The organism is Leptospira biflexa serovar Patoc strain 'Patoc 1 (Paris)' (assembly GCF_000017685.1).
GTDB lineage: Bacteria > Spirochaetota > Leptospiria > Leptospirales > Leptospiraceae > Leptospira_A > Leptospira_A biflexa.
The window spans coordinates 3,444,100-3,460,329 of record NC_010602.1; the positions used below are offsets into that span (position 1 = coordinate 3,444,100).

Consider the following 16,230-nt stretch of genomic DNA (forward strand, 5'->3'; position numbering starts at 1 on the left):
AGGAACTGTAAGGCAGATGCAGAATCGATATTTTGAGATCTTTCGGCTCACAGCCTATTCGCTTGGTCTCGTTTACGTTTGTTCTTTTTTTTATTCCGTATTCTTTTTAGCCTTCGTGAACCATTCGGTTCTAAACCATAGAATTCCAGAAGAGCAAGTCCTTCCGCTTTATGAAGAATACTCTGAAGGGAAATTGGATTTTTCAGGCCTACTGACTGAATACCAAAAAATTGTAACTCCGATCAAAGACCAATTCCAAAAAGAAATCACCGAAAATCCAACTCTACTCTTCAGCCAATTTTATGAGATCGTTTTTACTGATAAACCCCATTACTTATTAGGAATTTCCATTCCATGGTTTTTATGTTATGTGGGACTCGGGTATCTATTATACAAAAAAGTACTACAAATTCCGGTTACCAATTTACAAGACGAGTTGTCGATCCCGATTTTACTCCGGGGAATTACCAATGGTTTCATTTGTTTTTTTGTCGTTGTGGTCATTGGCGTGATCCTCGAAAAACTATCGGTTCCTTTAGAATCAGGTTTATTTGCCAAAAAATTGTACGAGTCCATCCATGGAAACGGTTACCTACTGGCTTGGGGAATTTATGTTGTGGGCATCATCACGGGAATTTTGGAAGAAATCTTTTTTAGAGGATTTTTACTCAAAGCTTTTATCGATAAAAACCTTACACAAGAAGGGCTATTGATCGTATCCTTATTGTTTGGTTGGTTGCATTATGGTGAAGGGACTTCCATTGCAATACCTTTCATCATCTGCGGTGTAGGAATGTTTTTCGGTTATTTGTATATCAAAACAGGAAATCTTTGGATTGCGATGGCATGTCATGCCACTTACAATTCTTTAGGATTAATCAATGCTTATCTTCAATTACCAGTGGTCCAATCATGAAGTCATTTACTAAAGGATTTTTGATTCGCATAACAAAGGTCATACTTTTTCTTGCGTTACTTTTTATTCTACCAAATACAGTTTTTGCAGGGGAAACTGTGGAAATTTTAGGAGGGCCAGAGGATGTGAACATCCGACTCCTGGCTGTTCTAAACAAACTGGATCCAGATTTTTACGCTGATGAAAAAACCCAAGGGTTTGTGTATCGTTACAAAAACCGATGGAACAATCCTTATGATTTTAATATTTATGTTGGAAAAGTGGGAAAAACTTCTCCTGATTCCATCATCCGGATTGAGTCTCCAAGAAGGGGCCAAGAAAAGATGTGGAAACAAATTTTAGAACAAGAGCTATTACAAAAACCTCCACATGAATCCGCGGTACCTTTATCGGAAAAATACCATATCGTATCCCAAGGTTTGAACTTAATCACACCGATGGCATCAGTTGGTTACAATTCATGGAATTCACCATTATTCACAAATCGTGATACATTTGTTAGTATGAGTATTTATTTTTTATGCGATCTGATTTTGGTGGGCGGTGCGTATTTGTATGCGCAGGAAAATTTACCAAAGAAAAACATTTATGACAACATGTTAAATGCTAAAGGTCCAGGTAACGTTTGGGATTCTCCCAATGCTGTTGGAATTTTTGCGGCAATGGCTGTCACAAGAGCTGTACGTGCCTTTGATGCATGGGAAGATACAGCAGCCCATAACAAAACTGCCCAATTTGGTTGGTCCTTTAAATTTTAGGTTTTGATTCCGTCTTATGATTTGAAAAGGTCTCGCGCCGCATCTGAGGCACTGGATCTTTCAAAATCTTCTCTTTCAATCAAAGTAAGATCTAATCCTTCTTTGTCGATTCTGCTGAGAATTTTACCGATATCAGCCACCTTACTCAGTTTAGTAGCTAAGTATTTAAAAGTAATCCCACAATCAGGACATTTTTTGTCTTTGAGATAATTGAGACCAAGTTTTTTACAATTCCCACAGGTTCCATAAAGATCATCGATATAAAGCAATTGTTTTTTAACATCTTCTACACTGAGTTGTCGCCAAACTCTTACAAATTTAGTATTCTTTCCGGATGCATCTGCAGTCATAGGCAATAGGAAGTATCCAATATGAAACTTGTCAAGAAGCAATCAAACTTAGTTCTCATCCTACTCATTTGTTTCTCTGGATTTTTAGCCGTTGCCATCGGAGCTTTCGGAGCACATGGCTTGAAAAACATCATACCGCCGGAATTAATGATAACATTTGAAACAGGGAACCGGTATCATTTTTATCATAGCTTCGCAGCACTTCTCGCCTTTATCCTTTTACTACTTGCGGAAGGATACGAAGCACCAAAAAAATCCCTAACACATTTGAATTTTTCCGTTTGGTTCTTCTTGGTTGGAATTTTGATATTTTCTTTTAGTTTGTATGCACTTGCCATTACAGGCATTCGAATCCTTGGAGCCATCACTCCTTTTGGAGGAGTGAGTTTTCTCTTTGGTTGGATTTTTTTAGCTTTAGGGATGTATTATTTTTTAGTACCAAAAAAATACTGACCTTGTTTGCTGATCAAGTTTCTGGAAATAAGTCCGTCAGCGATTAAGAGTAATCCTTCGGCGGCGGCCTTTTTCGATTCCTCTGCGCTATCTTTCTGTAACGCCATTAGTTCATGAACGTATTTTCTGCGTTGTAAATCCAATACACCTAACATCGATCCTGCGATTTTTTCATCCATTTGCAAAAATGCCAAGGCAAGAGTCTGGGGTGGGGTCTCATTGCATAAGTAATACAATGCTAAATTATCGAAATACGAAAGTTGGCTGAGTTTTTCTAAAACTTGTTCTGATCCTGACATATTGGTTCCTTCTAGTTCAATTCATTAGAAATTGATACTTCTTTTACTTTTTCCTCTAAATAAGAAATGAGATACTTTGCATTGGCAGGTTCACCAGTTGCGTCTTTAACCAAATTTTCTATGGTTAATATTTTCCCTTTGGAATGGATGTGCTTCCGCAACCAATTTAATAAATCTGAAAAATCACCATTCGCAGAAAATTTGTTATGCGAATCAGGAAATTCATCTGTAAATTTTTTAAAAAATTGTGCGCTGAATATATTTCCTAATGTATAGGTTGGAAAATAACCAAATGCTCCCATCGACCAGTGGATGTCCTGCAATACACCTTCTGCATCATTGTCTATGACCAAACCAAAACTTTCTTTCATTTTTGAATTCCAAATTTCTGGTAGATCGTTCACCCTTATTTTTCCATTGATCAAGTCTCTTTCGATTTCAAATCGTAAGATGATATGAAGGTTATAGGTTACTTGGTCCGCTTCTACGCGTATTTTTGATTTTTCTGTACTATTGATGTATTGGTATAATTGTTTGAAAGGGAGTTCAGCTTCAGACATTTCAAAATCTTTTAACAAGATTGGATACATAAATTCCCAGAATGGCAAAGACCGACCGACTTGGTTTTCCCAAAGGCGGCTCTGTGATTCGTGGATTCCTAAACTCAAATATTCGGTTAAAGGATTGGGCCAATCTGGCATTTTTGACAAACCTGATTCATATAATGAATGACCGGTCTCATGTAACACACCGAAGATGGAAGATAGTGGGTCAGATTCGGAATAACGAGTGGTGATTCGTTTATCACCTTTTCCTAAACTTGTGGAAAACGGATGATTACTAATGTCGAGTCTCGATTCTTTTGAGGTCAGACCTAAGATAGAGGGAAGTCGATTGCAGAATTTAGTTTGGTTCGCAATGGAAATTGGTTTTTGGAATGGGCTTTTAAACCTGGGGGCTTTTGCCACAATCGGAATTAATGAATTTTTTAAATCGTTAAATAATATTTGGATTTGGCTGGCTTTGGCACCTCTTTCATAATTATCTAATAAAGCATCATAAGGTTCAGTCGTATAACCAAAGTAATCTGCTTGTTTTTTCGATAAATTGACAAGTTCTTCTAACCTTTTAGAAAATAGGCTGATTTTTTTTTCTTTTTTTGCCTCTGCCCATTCTGCATGAGCTAAATTAGTCAGTTTTGCAAATTCAGCAACAAATTCGGAAGGTAACTTATCAGCCTTTTCCTTCTCTTCCATCAAAATTTCCAACTCACGATTCCAAATCCCTCTATCGGATTCAGGAAGGTCCTTGATGGAAGATTTTGCCCCTTGAATTTGGGCCAAAAAAGTTTGGTCGGTCATCCAATCATGAGTTAGTTCTGCGACCGCTGCAATTTGACTCGATCGATATTCGCGTCCTTCCTCTGGCATCATGACTTCTGAATCCCAATGCAGAACGGATGAAATGTCTTGGAAAAGTTTGATTTTTCGATACTGTTTTCGGTAATTTTCAATCGATTGAGGGAGGGCCATAGACTCATTTTCTGCCTCCCTCACATTCTGGAACCAAAAATCATTGACCCTTAACCCTCAGCCAAAACTATGTATTTACGTCGCGGGTGTGGTGTAACGGTAGCACAGCAGCCTTCCAAGCTTCTGGCGAGGGTTCGAGTCCCTTCGCCCGCATGACAAACTTCCCAACAAACTAATCTCAATTTACAATCCAATCGACTCGAACAGTGGCGCGAGCTGGAACATGAGTGACCCATAGGGAACGAATGTTACAGTAAGAAAGCCAGGATGGCTTTCGACGAGCGACGCCGTGCCTCGGAGCGCAGAGAGGACAGGATGTCCGAACAGCGGAGAGGGCGAGTCCCTTCGCCCGCATGACAAATCTTTTCACAATCCAATCATTCAAATCAAACCAATTGACTCGAACAGTGGCGCGAGCTGGAACATGAGTGACCCATAGGGAACGAATGTTACAGTAAGAAAGCCAGGATGGCTTTCGACGAGCGACGCCGTGCCTCGGAGCGCAGAGAGGACAGGATGTTATTGCGATGCGGGACGGTTACAGGATTGAATATTTTTATCCCCGCCCGACCTAGGGTGGGGAACTGAACCCGCCACCCAATACGTCCTCTCTATCACGAACCAAGGATGCTTGAAATGAAATTTCGCAAATCTAGTTTTTATTTTCTCAAAAGTTCATATTTTAGAATAGAAAGTAATAATATCTCAATACCAATAATTCGTCACCTAACAAATGATTGAATTGTCTCTTCGAGTTTTTTATTTTCGTTTTTTTTTTACATTCAATTCATTTTCTTTGATTCTAAATTGAACAATCTTACGGATCAGATCATAAGGAATTGGTTCGTCATATTGAAATTGGATAGAGCCTTTCCCATGTTTGTAATTTTTTATTTCTTTCTGAAATTTCAGATTCCCAGATGGTAACGAATAAAAACCCAAGTGTTTTTTAAATGCAGCAAAATGAACCAGATTACCATTTTGAATAAATGTAGGTATGGCATATCGAATCGCTTCTGTTGCATTAGGAGCTTCCTTTTGTATGGTTTTTCTCACTTTTGAGAGAATTGTTTGCACCTCTTTTGGAAAGGATTGGATATACTCATCAATGGAAACTTTTTTTTGCGAATTCATAGTTTCTAATTTTTATACTTTCATTTCTTTCCATTTCCCCTTGGTAAATAACCAAAGAGTGTAAACACCGACAGAAGTTTCAGACAGCATCATGGCCCAAAATACTCCACTATAACCAAAATGAAGATACTTGCCTAAAGTATAAGCTAACGGAATTTGGATGATCCAAAAAAAGATAACATTGATTTTTGTTGGAGTCATTGTATCGCCAGCTCCATTAAATGCTTGGCTTGCTGCCATCCACCATGCATAGATAAAATACGAATACGATACGATCCTTAACCATTCGGAACCAATCTTAATAACCAATGGATCATCTGTAAAAATTCCAATGATGTTTTCACTAAAGAAATAATAAATGATCGATACGATGATCAGATAACCCATATTGCAGAAACCAGTGTACCAAACAGACTGTTCTGCACGATCAGGCTTACCAGCGCCTAAGTTTTGTCCAACTAAAGTTGCAACCGCATTAGACATTCCCCAGGAAGGCATCAATGTAAACATCATTGTTCTAAGTGCGATAGTAGCACCCGCAACTGTCTGACTTCCAAACTCTGATAAAATTCTCATAATAAAAATCCAAGAAGTCATACCAACGACCATTTGACCAATTCCACCAAGAGAAGTGATTAGAATTCCCGATATCGTCTCCCATTCAATTTTTAGATGACTAACTAGTATCTTAATGTGTTTTCCACCTTGAAACAACAACCAAAGTTGAAACAAAACACCGATACCTCTTCCAATATTTGTTGCAATCGCAGCACCTGTGATACCGAACGCTGGTATAGGACCCCAACCAAAAATAAAAATTGGATCCAAAATGATATTAAAACCATTCGCAATCCAAAGGACTCGCATTGAAATTGCGGCATCACCTGCACCGCGAAAAACTGCATTGATTAGAAATAATAATACGATGACTAAATTTCCACCTAACATCCATTGCATATAATGGAATCCTTCATTGAGAACCCATTCGTCTGCTCCCATTAATGTTAGTAGTTCCTTCGAATAGAAAATACCCGCGATAGCAAATGGTATCGAAGAAATGATTGCAATCCAAATAGATTGGATGGCAGCAATTGCCGCTTTATCTTTTTCTTTTTCACCAATCCTTCGGGCAACGATTGCAGTCACTGAAAAAGAAAGTCCCATGGCTACTGAATAAAGTAGAAAAAGGTAAGTTTCGGTCAATCCGACAGTTGCGACTGCTGATGCTCCAATTTTACCAACAAAATATATATCAACTACTGCAAATACAGATTCCAAAACTAATTCCAAAATCATAGGTATCGATAAAAGAAAGATAGCCTTTCGTAAACTCACCTCTGTATAATCAGCCTCGGAACCAGCTAAGGCTTTTTTTAAATCATCCCATAAACTTGCACGTGTCATATATTCGTATCCTATAAAATTCTTAATGTTTATCTCAAATATTGGTTTAAGCGACTAAGAGTTTGATGAGCACCTTCGATGGCACCAAAACCAACGACCATATTTCTAATCTCTGAATTAGGAAATCTCATCTTCATTTTAATGATTGTTTGGTTTTTTTGAATTGATGTAAACCAAATCTTAACTAAAAAATTGTCATCTTTTGATGGATCGCCAGATCCGTGTATGTATTCGATATATTGGTAATTTACTATTTCCTTATATTCAATTAGGTTTGGATATACGGTTCCATCGGGTCCTACCATTGTATAAATCCATTTTCCACCTACTTTAAATTCTCTCGATTTCGTAGTTGTGGTAAAACCATCTGGACCCCACCACTGATTGATATTGATTTGATCTGCAAATGCAGAAAAAACAGATTCTATCGAATGTGCTAATTTTTTCTCGATGATCAATTCATTTGCATTTGGTAAAGCATCTGTTTCTAATTTTTCAAAACTTTGAGACCATCCTTCCTTCATTCCAGAATTTGCAAATCCATCTCTGATTTGATTATTCATAAATTCTGTGATCAAAATTACTTTCGTTAAACCGTCTATTTCTTCAAATAACACTCTTAATTTGGAATTTAACATGGCACGATCTCCCGTTACTCCTGCCATTTTTTGAACCTCTTTTACCCACTCTTCTGGATGTTCATCTACCAAATCAGTCATAACAAAACTTTCAAATGGTGTGATTTCTAAAAATTTTCCTAGGATTGGATAATCTACTCCATCTGGTGACCGCATAACAATTCGATATGAACCTCCAACTTTGAAATCAAATTCTACCGTAGGATTGGTAAATCCTTTTGGTCCCCACCATTTTTCAATGTGCAGAGGATTTGTCCAAACTTCCCAAACAAGTTTTAAAGGAGCTTGGAATTGTCTTTCCATTCTAACAATTTTTTCTTCTAAAGTAACGATAACGTCTTGTTTAAACATTTTTTTCCTTTCCTTTTGATTGTTGTAACTCCATCAAATATTGATCGAGTCGATCAAAGCGTTCTTCCCATAACTGCTTATATTGTTCTAACCATTGGTTAGCTTCTGCGAGTGCTTCTACTTTCAAACGACAAGGTCGGAATTGGGCGGATTTCCCACGTTCAATTAACCCTGCCCTTTCTAATACTTTGATATGTTTTGATATTCCCGGAAGACTCATTTGGAATGGTTCCGCTAATTCCAATACCGTTGCTTCGCCGGAAACCAACTGCATCAGGATTTTTCTCCGCGTTGGATCCGCCAGTGCTTGGAACGTAGCATTTAAAGTTTCTTCCGATTCGAGCAATTTAACCATCTAGCTAATTAACCTTTTGGTTAAATGAAAATGGAGCGATTTTTCTGTCAAGGCGTTCTATTCAAAATTGGAGTTTTTGACAGGAAAATAGGCGGTACAGAATGGATATCAATATCCCCGCCCGATTGAGGGAGGGGAACTGAACCCGCCACCCAATGCATCCTACTTACCACAAAGCATCCAAAAACGAAAGAGAATTCAAAGTTTCAAAATTTTTCTTTTGGAAAAGTTCATAGTAACAAAGGTTTCAAGTAATCTTCCGTTCATTTCGTATGGCAGTTTCCGTTTCTTGCGCCAGGGATCTGGAGGGCTTGGTCCGAAGAGGTGGGAACACCTCGGAGGACGGGAGCGAATGCGAACCCCGGAGGAGCCCGCTCCTTTCATTCAATTAACTTATGTTATAGATTGATTTGGAGGCGCCCAAATGCTTGAGCGCTTTTTCCATTGGGTCAGGATGAAAATGGATAGTCTGTGTAACCTTTTTCACCGGGTGTATACAAAGTTGATTCGTCAAAATTGGCGAGAGGAATATTTTTTTGGAATTTTGTGACTAGATCTGGATTTGCCAAAAATGGTTTACCAAATGCCACCAAATCTGCGTTACCCGAAGTTAAATCCTTTTCTGCACGTATCGCATCATAACCACCACTTAAAATGAGAGTGCCTTTAAAATTGTTTCGAATGGCAGAGACAGTTTTTGGTTCTACAATTGGTGCTCCCATCGATGAGTGATCAACTAAATGAATGTAGACAATTCCGATTTGATTCAATTTTTCAGCTAACAATGAATATTCATCATGTGTTTCAGGGAAAGGGAATAAGTCATTGAACGCGCCATAAGGAGATAACCGAATTCCCGTTTTTTCCTTTCCGATGGCTTCACTCACTGCCTTAGAAACCTCTAAGATAAAACGAATTCGGTTTTCAATGGAACCACCGTATTCATCTGTTCTTTGGTTTGCAGAAGGATGTAAAAATTGTTCCAACAAATATCCGTTTGCTGCATGAAGTTCTACACCATCAAAACCTGCGGCGATCGCATTTTTGGAAGCATCAACAAATTCTTCAATTGTTGATAAAATCTCTTCCTTGGACATTTCCAGTGGAGTTGGGTGGTCTAACATTCCATCACTATCAGTCCACATTTTTCCCTTTGCCATAATAGCAGATGGTCCCATTACTTTTGCCGATTTTGGTAAATTGAGTTCGTGGCCGATGCGACCTGTGTGCATCAATTGAACAAAAATTTTACTTCCTTTGTTATGAACTTTTTCTGTTACTTTTTTCCATCCGGCAGTTTGTTCCTTTGAAAAAATTCCAGGTATTCTCGCATAACCAAGACCATTCGGTGATGGAGATGTTCCTTCCGTTATGATGAGTCCTGCTTCAGACCTTTGTTCATAATATGTTGCAACAAGATCACCAGGGATATTGTTGATCGATCTTGATCGAGTCATCGGTGCCATGACAACACGGTTTTTTAACTCCAAATTGCCTAATTTTGTTTTTTGGTATAACGAATTCATTTGATTTCCTTAAAAGTCCTTATAGAACATAGACAAAGGTGGATATTATTTTGATATAAAATAATTCAATATCAAAGTATTTTTTCCAAAAAAATAGAAGTTTGGTCACAAATCAAAACTTAGAATCGTTAGGTCGTCCTGACGATCGGGACCGTTTTGAAAATTTTGTAGTGTTTTTAAGAGGGTATCCTCCACTTCCACTAGAGGAAGATGGATTGTTTCCAATAATAATTGGTGTAATTTGTCTTCCCCAAATTCTTCTTCATTATGATTAAAGGCTTCATAGGCACCATCGGTGAAAACAAACAAACGGTCGCCAGTTCCAAATGGGATTTCCATCTTTTCATAATGGGACTGTTTTTTTATCCCAATCATTCGGCCAGTCTTTGGCAATAATTTCAGATTCCCTTTTTGGATCAGAACAGCGGATGGATGGCCCGCAGAGGCAAATTCAATAATTTTCGATTCAGTATGAATATCAATGATCATTGCGGTGAGAAGGCTATTCAAAGAAACAAAATTATCCATAAATTCTTCATTAAAGATTTCGATCACCTTATGAGGAGGGAGTTCAAATTCTTTTATCGGATCATACAAACCTTTGATGGCCATTGTGATCATCGCCGCATGAACTCCATGCCCAGTCGCATCTGCGATAAAAATTCTGTAACTAGAATCCTTTAAATGAATGATGTCAAAAAAATCACCTCCCACTTCGGTGACTGGTAAATAACGATAATGCAATTTTAAAGCGTTTCTCAATTTAGGATCAATTAAGATGGAATTTTCTTGGATTTTTTTGGCAACATCAAGGTCTCTTCGCAACACACTCAATGTTTGGTTTAATTTGGAAGTTCTTTCTTTTACTTTTTCCTCCAGTTCCAAATTGGATCTTTCTAAATTTAATTTCACACGATTTTCTGCTATTTCCTTTTCCTTTATGATCGTATTGTACCGATCAGCAAGTGCAAAAGCGAGTAACATCATTTCGGCGGCAGAACCATATTGTGGTCCTTCTATTGTAAATACATTTGTGGGAATGTATCCAAGAGCTCTGAGTGTGGAAACGATCAGTGCTAAAAATAAAAAAGCAAATGCCAAAAGGAAAAAGTATGCGATTCTCTGTTTTTTTATCGAACAAAGAATACCGATCAATAAGATCCAAAAAGATGTAACAGTATGACTTAGAACAAAAACTTTGATAAAAGTATCGAAAGAAATAATATAAGCAATGGACAAACCAATTTGTAAAAAAACAAAAAACCAATTCCAAGGTTCAAATTTAGGTAAAACTATTTTCGTTTGTAATAATGTCCGCATAAAAATCAAAAAAAGAATCAAAACTATGGAAATCATTAAATTGATTGCATACTGATCTAACCAAGATGAATCATTCCATAAATACTCCGAAGCGATTCCATTATGAATTGCGATTGCAACAGATGTACTAATGACAACCAATACGTATAAAAAATAACTGACGTCTTTTAAGATAAAGAATACAAATAAATTAAAGACAATCATCGCTAATGTGATTCCAAAATAGATCGCTTGAATGACATGATCATCGATTTCGTGTCGATCATAGGATTTTTGTTTCCAAATTTGAACGGGGAGATTGATCGCATTCGGTGAGTTCACTTTTAAATATACATTTGTATTTGAGTTCCCTGAAAACACGATTGGGAATACAAAAAAACGAGATTGGTAAGGACGTTTGTTAGAAGGGACAGAATACCCAGATGGAACGTATTTGACTCCCTCTTTGGATTCCAAATACAAGTCCAAAGTTTTGAGCCGAGGATACGAAACAACGAGGTTTGTTTCCATCGAATGTTGGTTTGGATTGGAGATGGAAACTTTAAGCCAGTAAGTAGATTTTGAGTAAGAAAAATTGAATGCTTCTTTGGCCGTTGGAATTTTTTGAAATAGGAGATTGGATTCAATGGATTTGATACGATGAAAATCCAATGAGTTTGTTGGATCTTCCAAAACTAACATGGATTGGGACAAATGGATGGGTTTGTTTTGTAATAAAGTTAGATCAATGGATTCAGATTCAGCTTGTACTTCGAAACAAAATACAAAAAGAAAACCAATGATGAATGAATCACGCAAAACTTTCATATTGTTTTGAGATAAAAATCGCTTTCCTGAAACATATCCAATGTGTAGATTTTATTGTTTTGAGCAAAGACCAAGATTCCATCAAAACTCACACTCAAACCCTCGGGGCCTGGTAAAATTTTTTTAAGTAAAATGATTCCTTTAGGATCCAAAAAAAACAATTCTATTTGGTCTTCCTCGCTATATTCATCAAAACAAGAAAGGATCACAACCGAGTGTTTCCCATCAAAACTTAAAACTTGGATGACTTCCGATTGGATGGGATGATTACAGATTAGATTTCCAATAAAATCAATCATGATGATCGAACGGTAATCATTCGTAATACAAATACGATCTTCTGTTGCAAGTATGGGTATTTTGTTTGTGCCAAACGCATGGGGCCCAAGAGTATCGGAAGAAGTGAAATTCAGTTCCTTTGTTATTTCCAAATTTTGGTTGAGTAGGTATGTTTTGTCCCAAGCAAACGGAGTTAAAATTCCATTGGGAAACTCTACTGGTGGAGAAACCAATTCGAATAATAAATTGCTTCCAGAATCATCATTTTGGAAAAATCGTTTTTGTTCTCCTGTTTGGATTTGATCTACAATTGAATAATAATAATAGAAATTGAGTTGGGAATCAATGAAAACGGGATGAAACTTGGAATGGTATTGGTATACGACCTCCCATTTCTCATTCACCGCAAACACACCTTTTACGGTATGGAATAAAATGACTCCTGATTCAGTTTCAAATGCTTTGCCCGAAAATGGATCACCATTGGGTGTTTTGATCTTTTGAAGGAGTTCTTTTGATTGTAAATCATAGATATGAACTTCATTGGAATAGGGAATGTATAAAGTATTCGAAAGAATCGAAAATTGAAAATTATGGACCACGCGGTTTTCCGATACATCACGTTCTTCTGTCGATAGAATTTCATAACAGCGAAAGGACAGTGGGAGATGTAACAAAAGATTTCCAGACAAATCAAACACAAGCAGTTCGTTTGGTCGATTGAGCTTTGAAAAATACTCTGAACCTTTTTGAAATCCTTGGTAATAACATAAATACCCTGAATGGTAAAATAAATTGGGGATGGAAATTCCTTCTAAAAATGGACGACCCAATTTTTGTTTCCAAATGATTTTTTTCTCAGGAAGTTGGAAGGCCGTGATAGTATAGGAATCATCCAAAACTGACAAAACCACAAATTGATCGATGGCGATCCATTCACTAACCAAAACCAATTCATTTGATTCCCATGTGGAAACCAATTTCGCTTTGTTTGGAAATCCCTGTTCCTTTTGTACTTTGTATTCTTCGGGAAATTGAGTTTGGAACCATGATCGCAACCATAACTTCGCTGGACTTGGCAAATGGGGAACTCGGTCTAAAAAAATGTTTTTGAGCGAATCTCTCTCGTTTGTGGCTATGGATTCCAAAACCTCTGGAAAAAAAGTATATGGAAACTGGGATTCGGTATGTTGTAATAAACGCGAAACAGTGGGGTTTCGGATCAATTCTGAACGTTGGTCATCCAATAATTCGGCAGTTTGTTCGTAATACTCAGGATAGGTGGAACGCGGGTCCCCTGTCCCTTTGACTCGGATCCACCAGAATTGATGGCAATCCAAACATTCATAAATGTCCCGAAATGGTCTTCGCATTGTTCCAACAATGTCATGGATAGGAAACTCCGGAGTTTGGTTTAAATCTTGGACGGGTTCCAATCGGGAAAATGTTTTAGAACCGTTTTGACAATACAAACAAACCATAATGAGAAGGTGTTTAGTTATTTCTAAAAACCCTACTTGGTCAAGTCAATTTCCAAGATTGGGATTTCTCTGGTTCCACCCACATAGTTCTTGGCAATTTATTCTAACATGACTAGAATATGTCATTCCCTATGACTGCCTCTCAAAAATCATACGAAGACTTGCTTCTGGAAATCCAAAGACTTGAAGCGGAGAACCAGGCTCTCAAACAAAACCAAAAAAATTTCCAACATCACCAAACTAAAATTAGTGATCTTTTGCAATTCACTCAGTTCTCCATTGATACAGTTTCTGATTCGATCCTTTGGTTGGATGAAAAAGGAAAATATGTTTTTGTGAATAATGCCACTTGTATCAATTACGGATACACGAAAGAGGAACTCCTCTCAATGACCATGTTCCAAGTTGATCCATTGTTCACAAAAGAGATTTGGGAAGTCCATTGGAATGAAATTTTGGAAAAAAAATCATTCACTTTAGAAACGATCAACAAAAGAAAGGACGGTACACCTTTTCCCATTGAGGTGACTGTCAACTTGGTTGAGTATGATGGTAAAAAGTACAACTGCGCTATTGTACGCGATATCACCGAACAAAAGCTAAATGAAGCTAAGTTGAAACAAGCAGCCATACGTTTAGAAGAATTAAATGCAACGAAAGACAAATTTTTTTCAATCATTGCCCATGACCTGAGAGGACCTCTTGGAGCACATAAGGATTTTACAAAACTACTCATCGAAAGATTCGTTTCCCTAAGTGACGAGGAACGAGAGATTAATTTACAAATCATAAGTGAATCTTCTGAAAAATTATACTCCTTAATGGAAAATTTACTCCATTGGGCGAGTAATCAAAATGGAAGTATCCAATTCCAACCAACTCAGCTAAAATTATATACTTTGATTCAAAAAACAATTGAGTTCTTAACTTTATCCATCCAGAAAAAACAAATCCAAGTTTTGAATCTAATCCCCGAATCACTCGAGATTGTAGCAGATGCGTTTATGGTCGAAACGATTTTTCGTAACCTGATTGCAAATGCAATCAAATACAGCGAAACAAACCAAAGGATAAAAATTGGTTGGATCCAATCGGAATCAAATGATCCATCCCAAAATCGTTCCCATCGATTTTATGTAAAAGATGAAGGTGTTGGAATGACGAAGGAACAATTGTTATCTTTATTCCGATTGGAACGAAAGTATTCGACTCCAGGCACTGCAAAGGAGACAGGCACTGGACTTGGTCTCATTTTAAGTAAAGATTTTGTGGAACAACATCAAGGAAACATTTGGGTCGAAAGCGAGCCAAAACATGGGACAACTTTTTATATTGAACTAGGACATATCACAATATAAACGAAGTTTCCTTCTTATGATCTGAAATTTTTTTCCATACGACTTAGCTGATTTTATTTTTGAATCGATACCAAAACCATCATTTGGATTTTTGAAAGTATGCGAAGTCACTTCTTCAAACAAATCATACTTTATCTATTGGTTTCGATTCCTTTGTTGTCACAACCCGTGACACAAACCAATCAAGATACGAACACTACCCAAAATCCTAGTCCTAAAAAATCTTTTTTTGGTTCACGACTTGCTGTCTTGGAACTGGCAGGAGAGTTTGTTCAAACTCCATCGGAAGGGGGACCACAATCGGTATCAAACATATTGAACTCAGCACGTGTTGCTTCCAGTTTTGTGAACAGTGGTACGACAACAAATAACCTAAACCCACCTGGTATCATAACAGAAAGTGCAGAGTCAAGACCTGCATCCACCATTTCGCCACGAATCAAATATTCACATCAATTCACTGAAGATTTTTTTGTTGGTTTTGTTTATGCAAAAGGAGAACAGTACAATGATACAAGGACCAGCTTTAGTACCAATGGTTTGTATTTAAACGATCGGGTTCGGTCTGGAATCAACGAAGTTGGTTTTAAAATTGGTTTAGGTCCAATCAATTACCTAACCGATTCCTCTTCTACGGAACTCAGTTTTACATATTCGGAACTTTCTTCCAAAGGACCATTCCAATCCTTCCAAATCAAGTTTCCATTTTTACGGACAGGTGATCAAAGTTTAACAGAAGGTTATGCGTTCTCTACTGGTAATGTAGAATTTAGAACTAAAAATTATGGAATGAATTATGGGTTTGCGGCATCAATTACAGATTGGCTGAATTTTTATATGATTGGTGATTTTACGATTTTTGCGGGACAATTAAAACTTTTGAATTATGGAATTGAAACATCATCTACTGGGACTTTGAATGGAAGCAACCAAGTTGTATTTAGTGCACCTGTCACCAAAACAGATCTCACAGCTTTCCAATCCAAGGAAGGTTTGATGCGAGGATTAGGAGGTGCCACGGTTTCCTTAGAATTGGGCCTTGTTTGGAAACTCTTTGACACAATGGGGATCAAATACGGTGGTTTTTATCAAATTTCGTCCTTTAGTGTTTCCGAAGTGGCTGGTTTCAATTTGGGATCTGGGAAAACTCCAGTGGAACTCAGTTCGGTCCCTGACATCAATTCCTCCCAAAGTTCCAAACAATTTGGTTCTTTTGGTGTGAATGTATCTCTTGTGAAAAACTTTTAATCTAGTTTCCTTGTCTTATTG

At 37.4% G+C, this 16,230-nt stretch carries 15 protein-coding genes and 1 tRNA gene; 6 read left to right on the forward strand and 10 right to left on the reverse strand.

Features of this window, described 5'->3' with window-relative positions:
• Positions 1-16: 16 nt before the first annotated feature.
• Positions 17-916 (forward strand): CPBP family intramembrane glutamic endopeptidase, encoded by a 900-nt coding sequence (locus tag LEPBI_RS16340; RefSeq protein WP_012390256.1) that lies wholly within the window; start codon positions 17-19, stop codon positions 914-916.
• Positions 913-1,674, forward strand: a complete 762-nt coding sequence (locus LEPBI_RS16345; protein ID WP_041769913.1) for a hypothetical protein — start codon at positions 913-915, stop codon at positions 1,672-1,674. Before LEPBI_RS16340 ends, LEPBI_RS16345 begins: the two co-directional genes overlap by 4 nt.
• Positions 1,675-1,688: 14 nt before the next feature.
• On the opposite strand, the gene LEPBI_RS16350 is transcribed toward LEPBI_RS16345, so the two are convergent.
• Positions 1,689-2,024: a hypothetical protein gene (locus LEPBI_RS16350; protein WP_012390258.1), complete on the reverse strand. Its 336-nt coding sequence runs from the start codon at positions 2,022-2,024 to the stop codon at positions 1,689-1,691.
• A gap of 21 nt (positions 2,025-2,045) precedes the next feature.
• Here LEPBI_RS16350 and LEPBI_RS16355 point away from each other — a divergent pair, with 21 nt between their 5' ends.
• Entirely contained in the window at positions 2,046-2,477 is a 432-nt protein-coding gene (locus LEPBI_RS16355) for a DUF423 domain-containing protein (protein ID WP_012390259.1), read from the forward strand.
• Here the strand turns inward: LEPBI_RS16355 and LEPBI_RS16360 are convergent.
• Both LEPBI_RS16360 and LEPBI_RS16365 read right to left on the reverse strand, forming a co-directional pair.
• A complete protein-coding gene (locus LEPBI_RS16360; protein WP_012390260.1) occupies positions 2,450-2,776 on the reverse strand; it encodes a hypothetical protein in 327 nt (108 codons plus the stop codon). The two genes, LEPBI_RS16355 and LEPBI_RS16360, sit on opposite strands and share 28 nt — an antisense overlap.
• A gap of 11 nt (positions 2,777-2,787) precedes the next feature.
• Positions 2,788-4,308 (reverse strand): carboxypeptidase M32, encoded by a 1,521-nt coding sequence (locus tag LEPBI_RS16365; protein WP_041769914.1) that lies wholly within the window; start codon positions 4,306-4,308, stop codon positions 2,788-2,790.
• A gap of 82 nt (positions 4,309-4,390) precedes the next feature.
• On the opposite strand from LEPBI_RS16365, the gene LEPBI_RS16370 reads away from it, so the two are divergent.
• Positions 4,391-4,461: transfer RNA gene (locus LEPBI_RS16370), tRNA-Gly, on the forward strand.
• 606 nt (positions 4,462-5,067) lie between these two features.
• Here the strand turns inward: LEPBI_RS16370 and LEPBI_RS16375 are convergent.
• The 7 genes from LEPBI_RS16375 to LEPBI_RS16405 all read right to left on the reverse strand — a co-directional run bounded on the left by LEPBI_RS16375 (position 5,068) and on the right by LEPBI_RS16405 (position 13,495).
• Positions 5,068-5,442 carry an iron chaperone gene (locus LEPBI_RS16375; RefSeq protein WP_012390262.1) on the reverse strand — a complete coding sequence of 125 codons (375 nt, stop codon included), beginning with the start codon at positions 5,440-5,442 and terminating at the stop codon, positions 5,068-5,070.
• A 12-nt stretch (positions 5,443-5,454) separates the two neighbouring features.
• Positions 5,455-6,846, reverse strand: a complete 1,392-nt coding sequence (locus LEPBI_RS16380) for an MATE family efflux transporter (RefSeq protein WP_012390263.1) — start codon at positions 6,844-6,846, stop codon at positions 5,455-5,457.
• 29 nt (positions 6,847-6,875) lie between these two features.
• Entirely contained in the window at positions 6,876-7,835 is a 960-nt protein-coding gene (locus LEPBI_RS16385; protein WP_012390264.1) for an SRPBCC family protein, read from the reverse strand.
• Entirely contained in the window at positions 7,828-8,190 is a 363-nt protein-coding gene (locus LEPBI_RS16390) for an ArsR/SmtB family transcription factor (protein WP_012390265.1), read from the reverse strand. The genes LEPBI_RS16385 and LEPBI_RS16390 overlap by 8 nt, the downstream gene beginning before the upstream one ends.
• A gap of 449 nt (positions 8,191-8,639) precedes the next feature.
• The gene (locus tag LEPBI_RS16395) at positions 8,640-9,716 is read right to left on the reverse strand and encodes an alkene reductase (RefSeq protein ID WP_012390266.1); all 1,077 of its coding nucleotides are present in this window, start codon (positions 9,714-9,716) and stop codon (positions 8,640-8,642) included.
• Between the two features lie 105 nt (positions 9,717-9,821).
• Positions 9,822-11,843 carry a 7TM diverse intracellular signaling domain-containing protein gene (locus LEPBI_RS16400; RefSeq protein WP_012390267.1) on the reverse strand — a complete coding sequence of 674 codons (2,022 nt, stop codon included), beginning with the start codon at positions 11,841-11,843 and terminating at the stop codon, positions 9,822-9,824.
• A complete protein-coding gene (locus tag LEPBI_RS16405) occupies positions 11,840-13,495 on the reverse strand; it encodes a hypothetical protein (RefSeq protein WP_420804569.1) in 1,656 nt (551 codons plus the stop codon). Before LEPBI_RS16405 ends, LEPBI_RS16400 begins: the two co-directional genes overlap by 4 nt.
• A 239-nt stretch (positions 13,496-13,734) precedes the next feature.
• Between LEPBI_RS16405 and LEPBI_RS16410 the strand changes: the two genes are divergently transcribed.
• Positions 13,735-14,961, forward strand: coding sequence for a PAS domain-containing sensor histidine kinase (locus tag LEPBI_RS16410; protein ID WP_226992822.1), 1,227 nt, complete (start codon positions 13,735-13,737; stop codon positions 14,959-14,961).
• A 99-nt stretch (positions 14,962-15,060) separates the two neighbouring features.
• Complete coding sequence (locus tag LEPBI_RS16415) at positions 15,061-16,209, forward strand: hypothetical protein (protein ID WP_012390270.1); 1,149 nt, start codon at positions 15,061-15,063, stop codon at positions 16,207-16,209.
• The last annotated feature ends 21 nt before the right edge of the window (positions 16,210-16,230 follow it).

Coding starts and splice junctions, on each gene's coding strand:
- LEPBI_RS16340 (WP_012390256.1), top strand. CDS start 17: ATGCAGAATCGATATTTTGAGATCTTTCGGCTCACAGCCTATTCGCTT.
- LEPBI_RS16345 (WP_041769913.1), top strand. CDS start 913: ATGAAGTCATTTACTAAAGGATTTTTGATTCGCATAACAAAGGTCATA.
- LEPBI_RS16350 (WP_012390258.1), bottom strand. CDS start 2,024: ATGACTGCAGATGCATCCGGAAAGAATACTAAATTTGTAAGAGTTTGG.
- LEPBI_RS16355 (WP_012390259.1), top strand. CDS start 2,046: ATGAAACTTGTCAAGAAGCAATCAAACTTAGTTCTCATCCTACTCATT.
- LEPBI_RS16360 (WP_012390260.1), bottom strand. CDS start 2,776: ATGTCAGGATCAGAACAAGTTTTAGAAAAACTCAGCCAACTTTCGTAT.
- LEPBI_RS16365 (WP_041769914.1), bottom strand. CDS start 4,308: ATGGCCCTCCCTCAATCGATTGAAAATTACCGAAAACAGTATCGAAAA.
- LEPBI_RS16375 (WP_012390262.1), bottom strand. CDS start 5,442: ATGAATTCGCAAAAAAAAGTTTCCATTGATGAGTATATCCAATCCTTT.
- LEPBI_RS16380 (WP_012390263.1), bottom strand. CDS start 6,846: ATGACACGTGCAAGTTTATGGGATGATTTAAAAAAAGCCTTAGCTGGT.
- LEPBI_RS16385 (WP_012390264.1), bottom strand. CDS start 7,835: ATGTTTAAACAAGACGTTATCGTTACTTTAGAAGAAAAAATTGTTAGA.
- LEPBI_RS16390 (WP_012390265.1), bottom strand. CDS start 8,190: ATGGTTAAATTGCTCGAATCGGAAGAAACTTTAAATGCTACGTTCCAA.
- LEPBI_RS16395 (WP_012390266.1), bottom strand. CDS start 9,716: ATGAATTCGTTATACCAAAAAACAAAATTAGGCAATTTGGAGTTAAAA.
- LEPBI_RS16400 (WP_012390267.1), bottom strand. CDS start 11,843: ATGAAAGTTTTGCGTGATTCATTCATCATTGGTTTTCTTTTTGTATTT.
- LEPBI_RS16405 (WP_420804569.1), bottom strand. CDS start 13,495: ATGCGAAGACCATTTCGGGACATTTATGAATGTTTGGATTGCCATCAA.
- LEPBI_RS16410 (WP_226992822.1), top strand. CDS start 13,735: ATGACTGCCTCTCAAAAATCATACGAAGACTTGCTTCTGGAAATCCAA.
- LEPBI_RS16415 (WP_012390270.1), top strand. CDS start 15,061: ATGCGAAGTCACTTCTTCAAACAAATCATACTTTATCTATTGGTTTCG.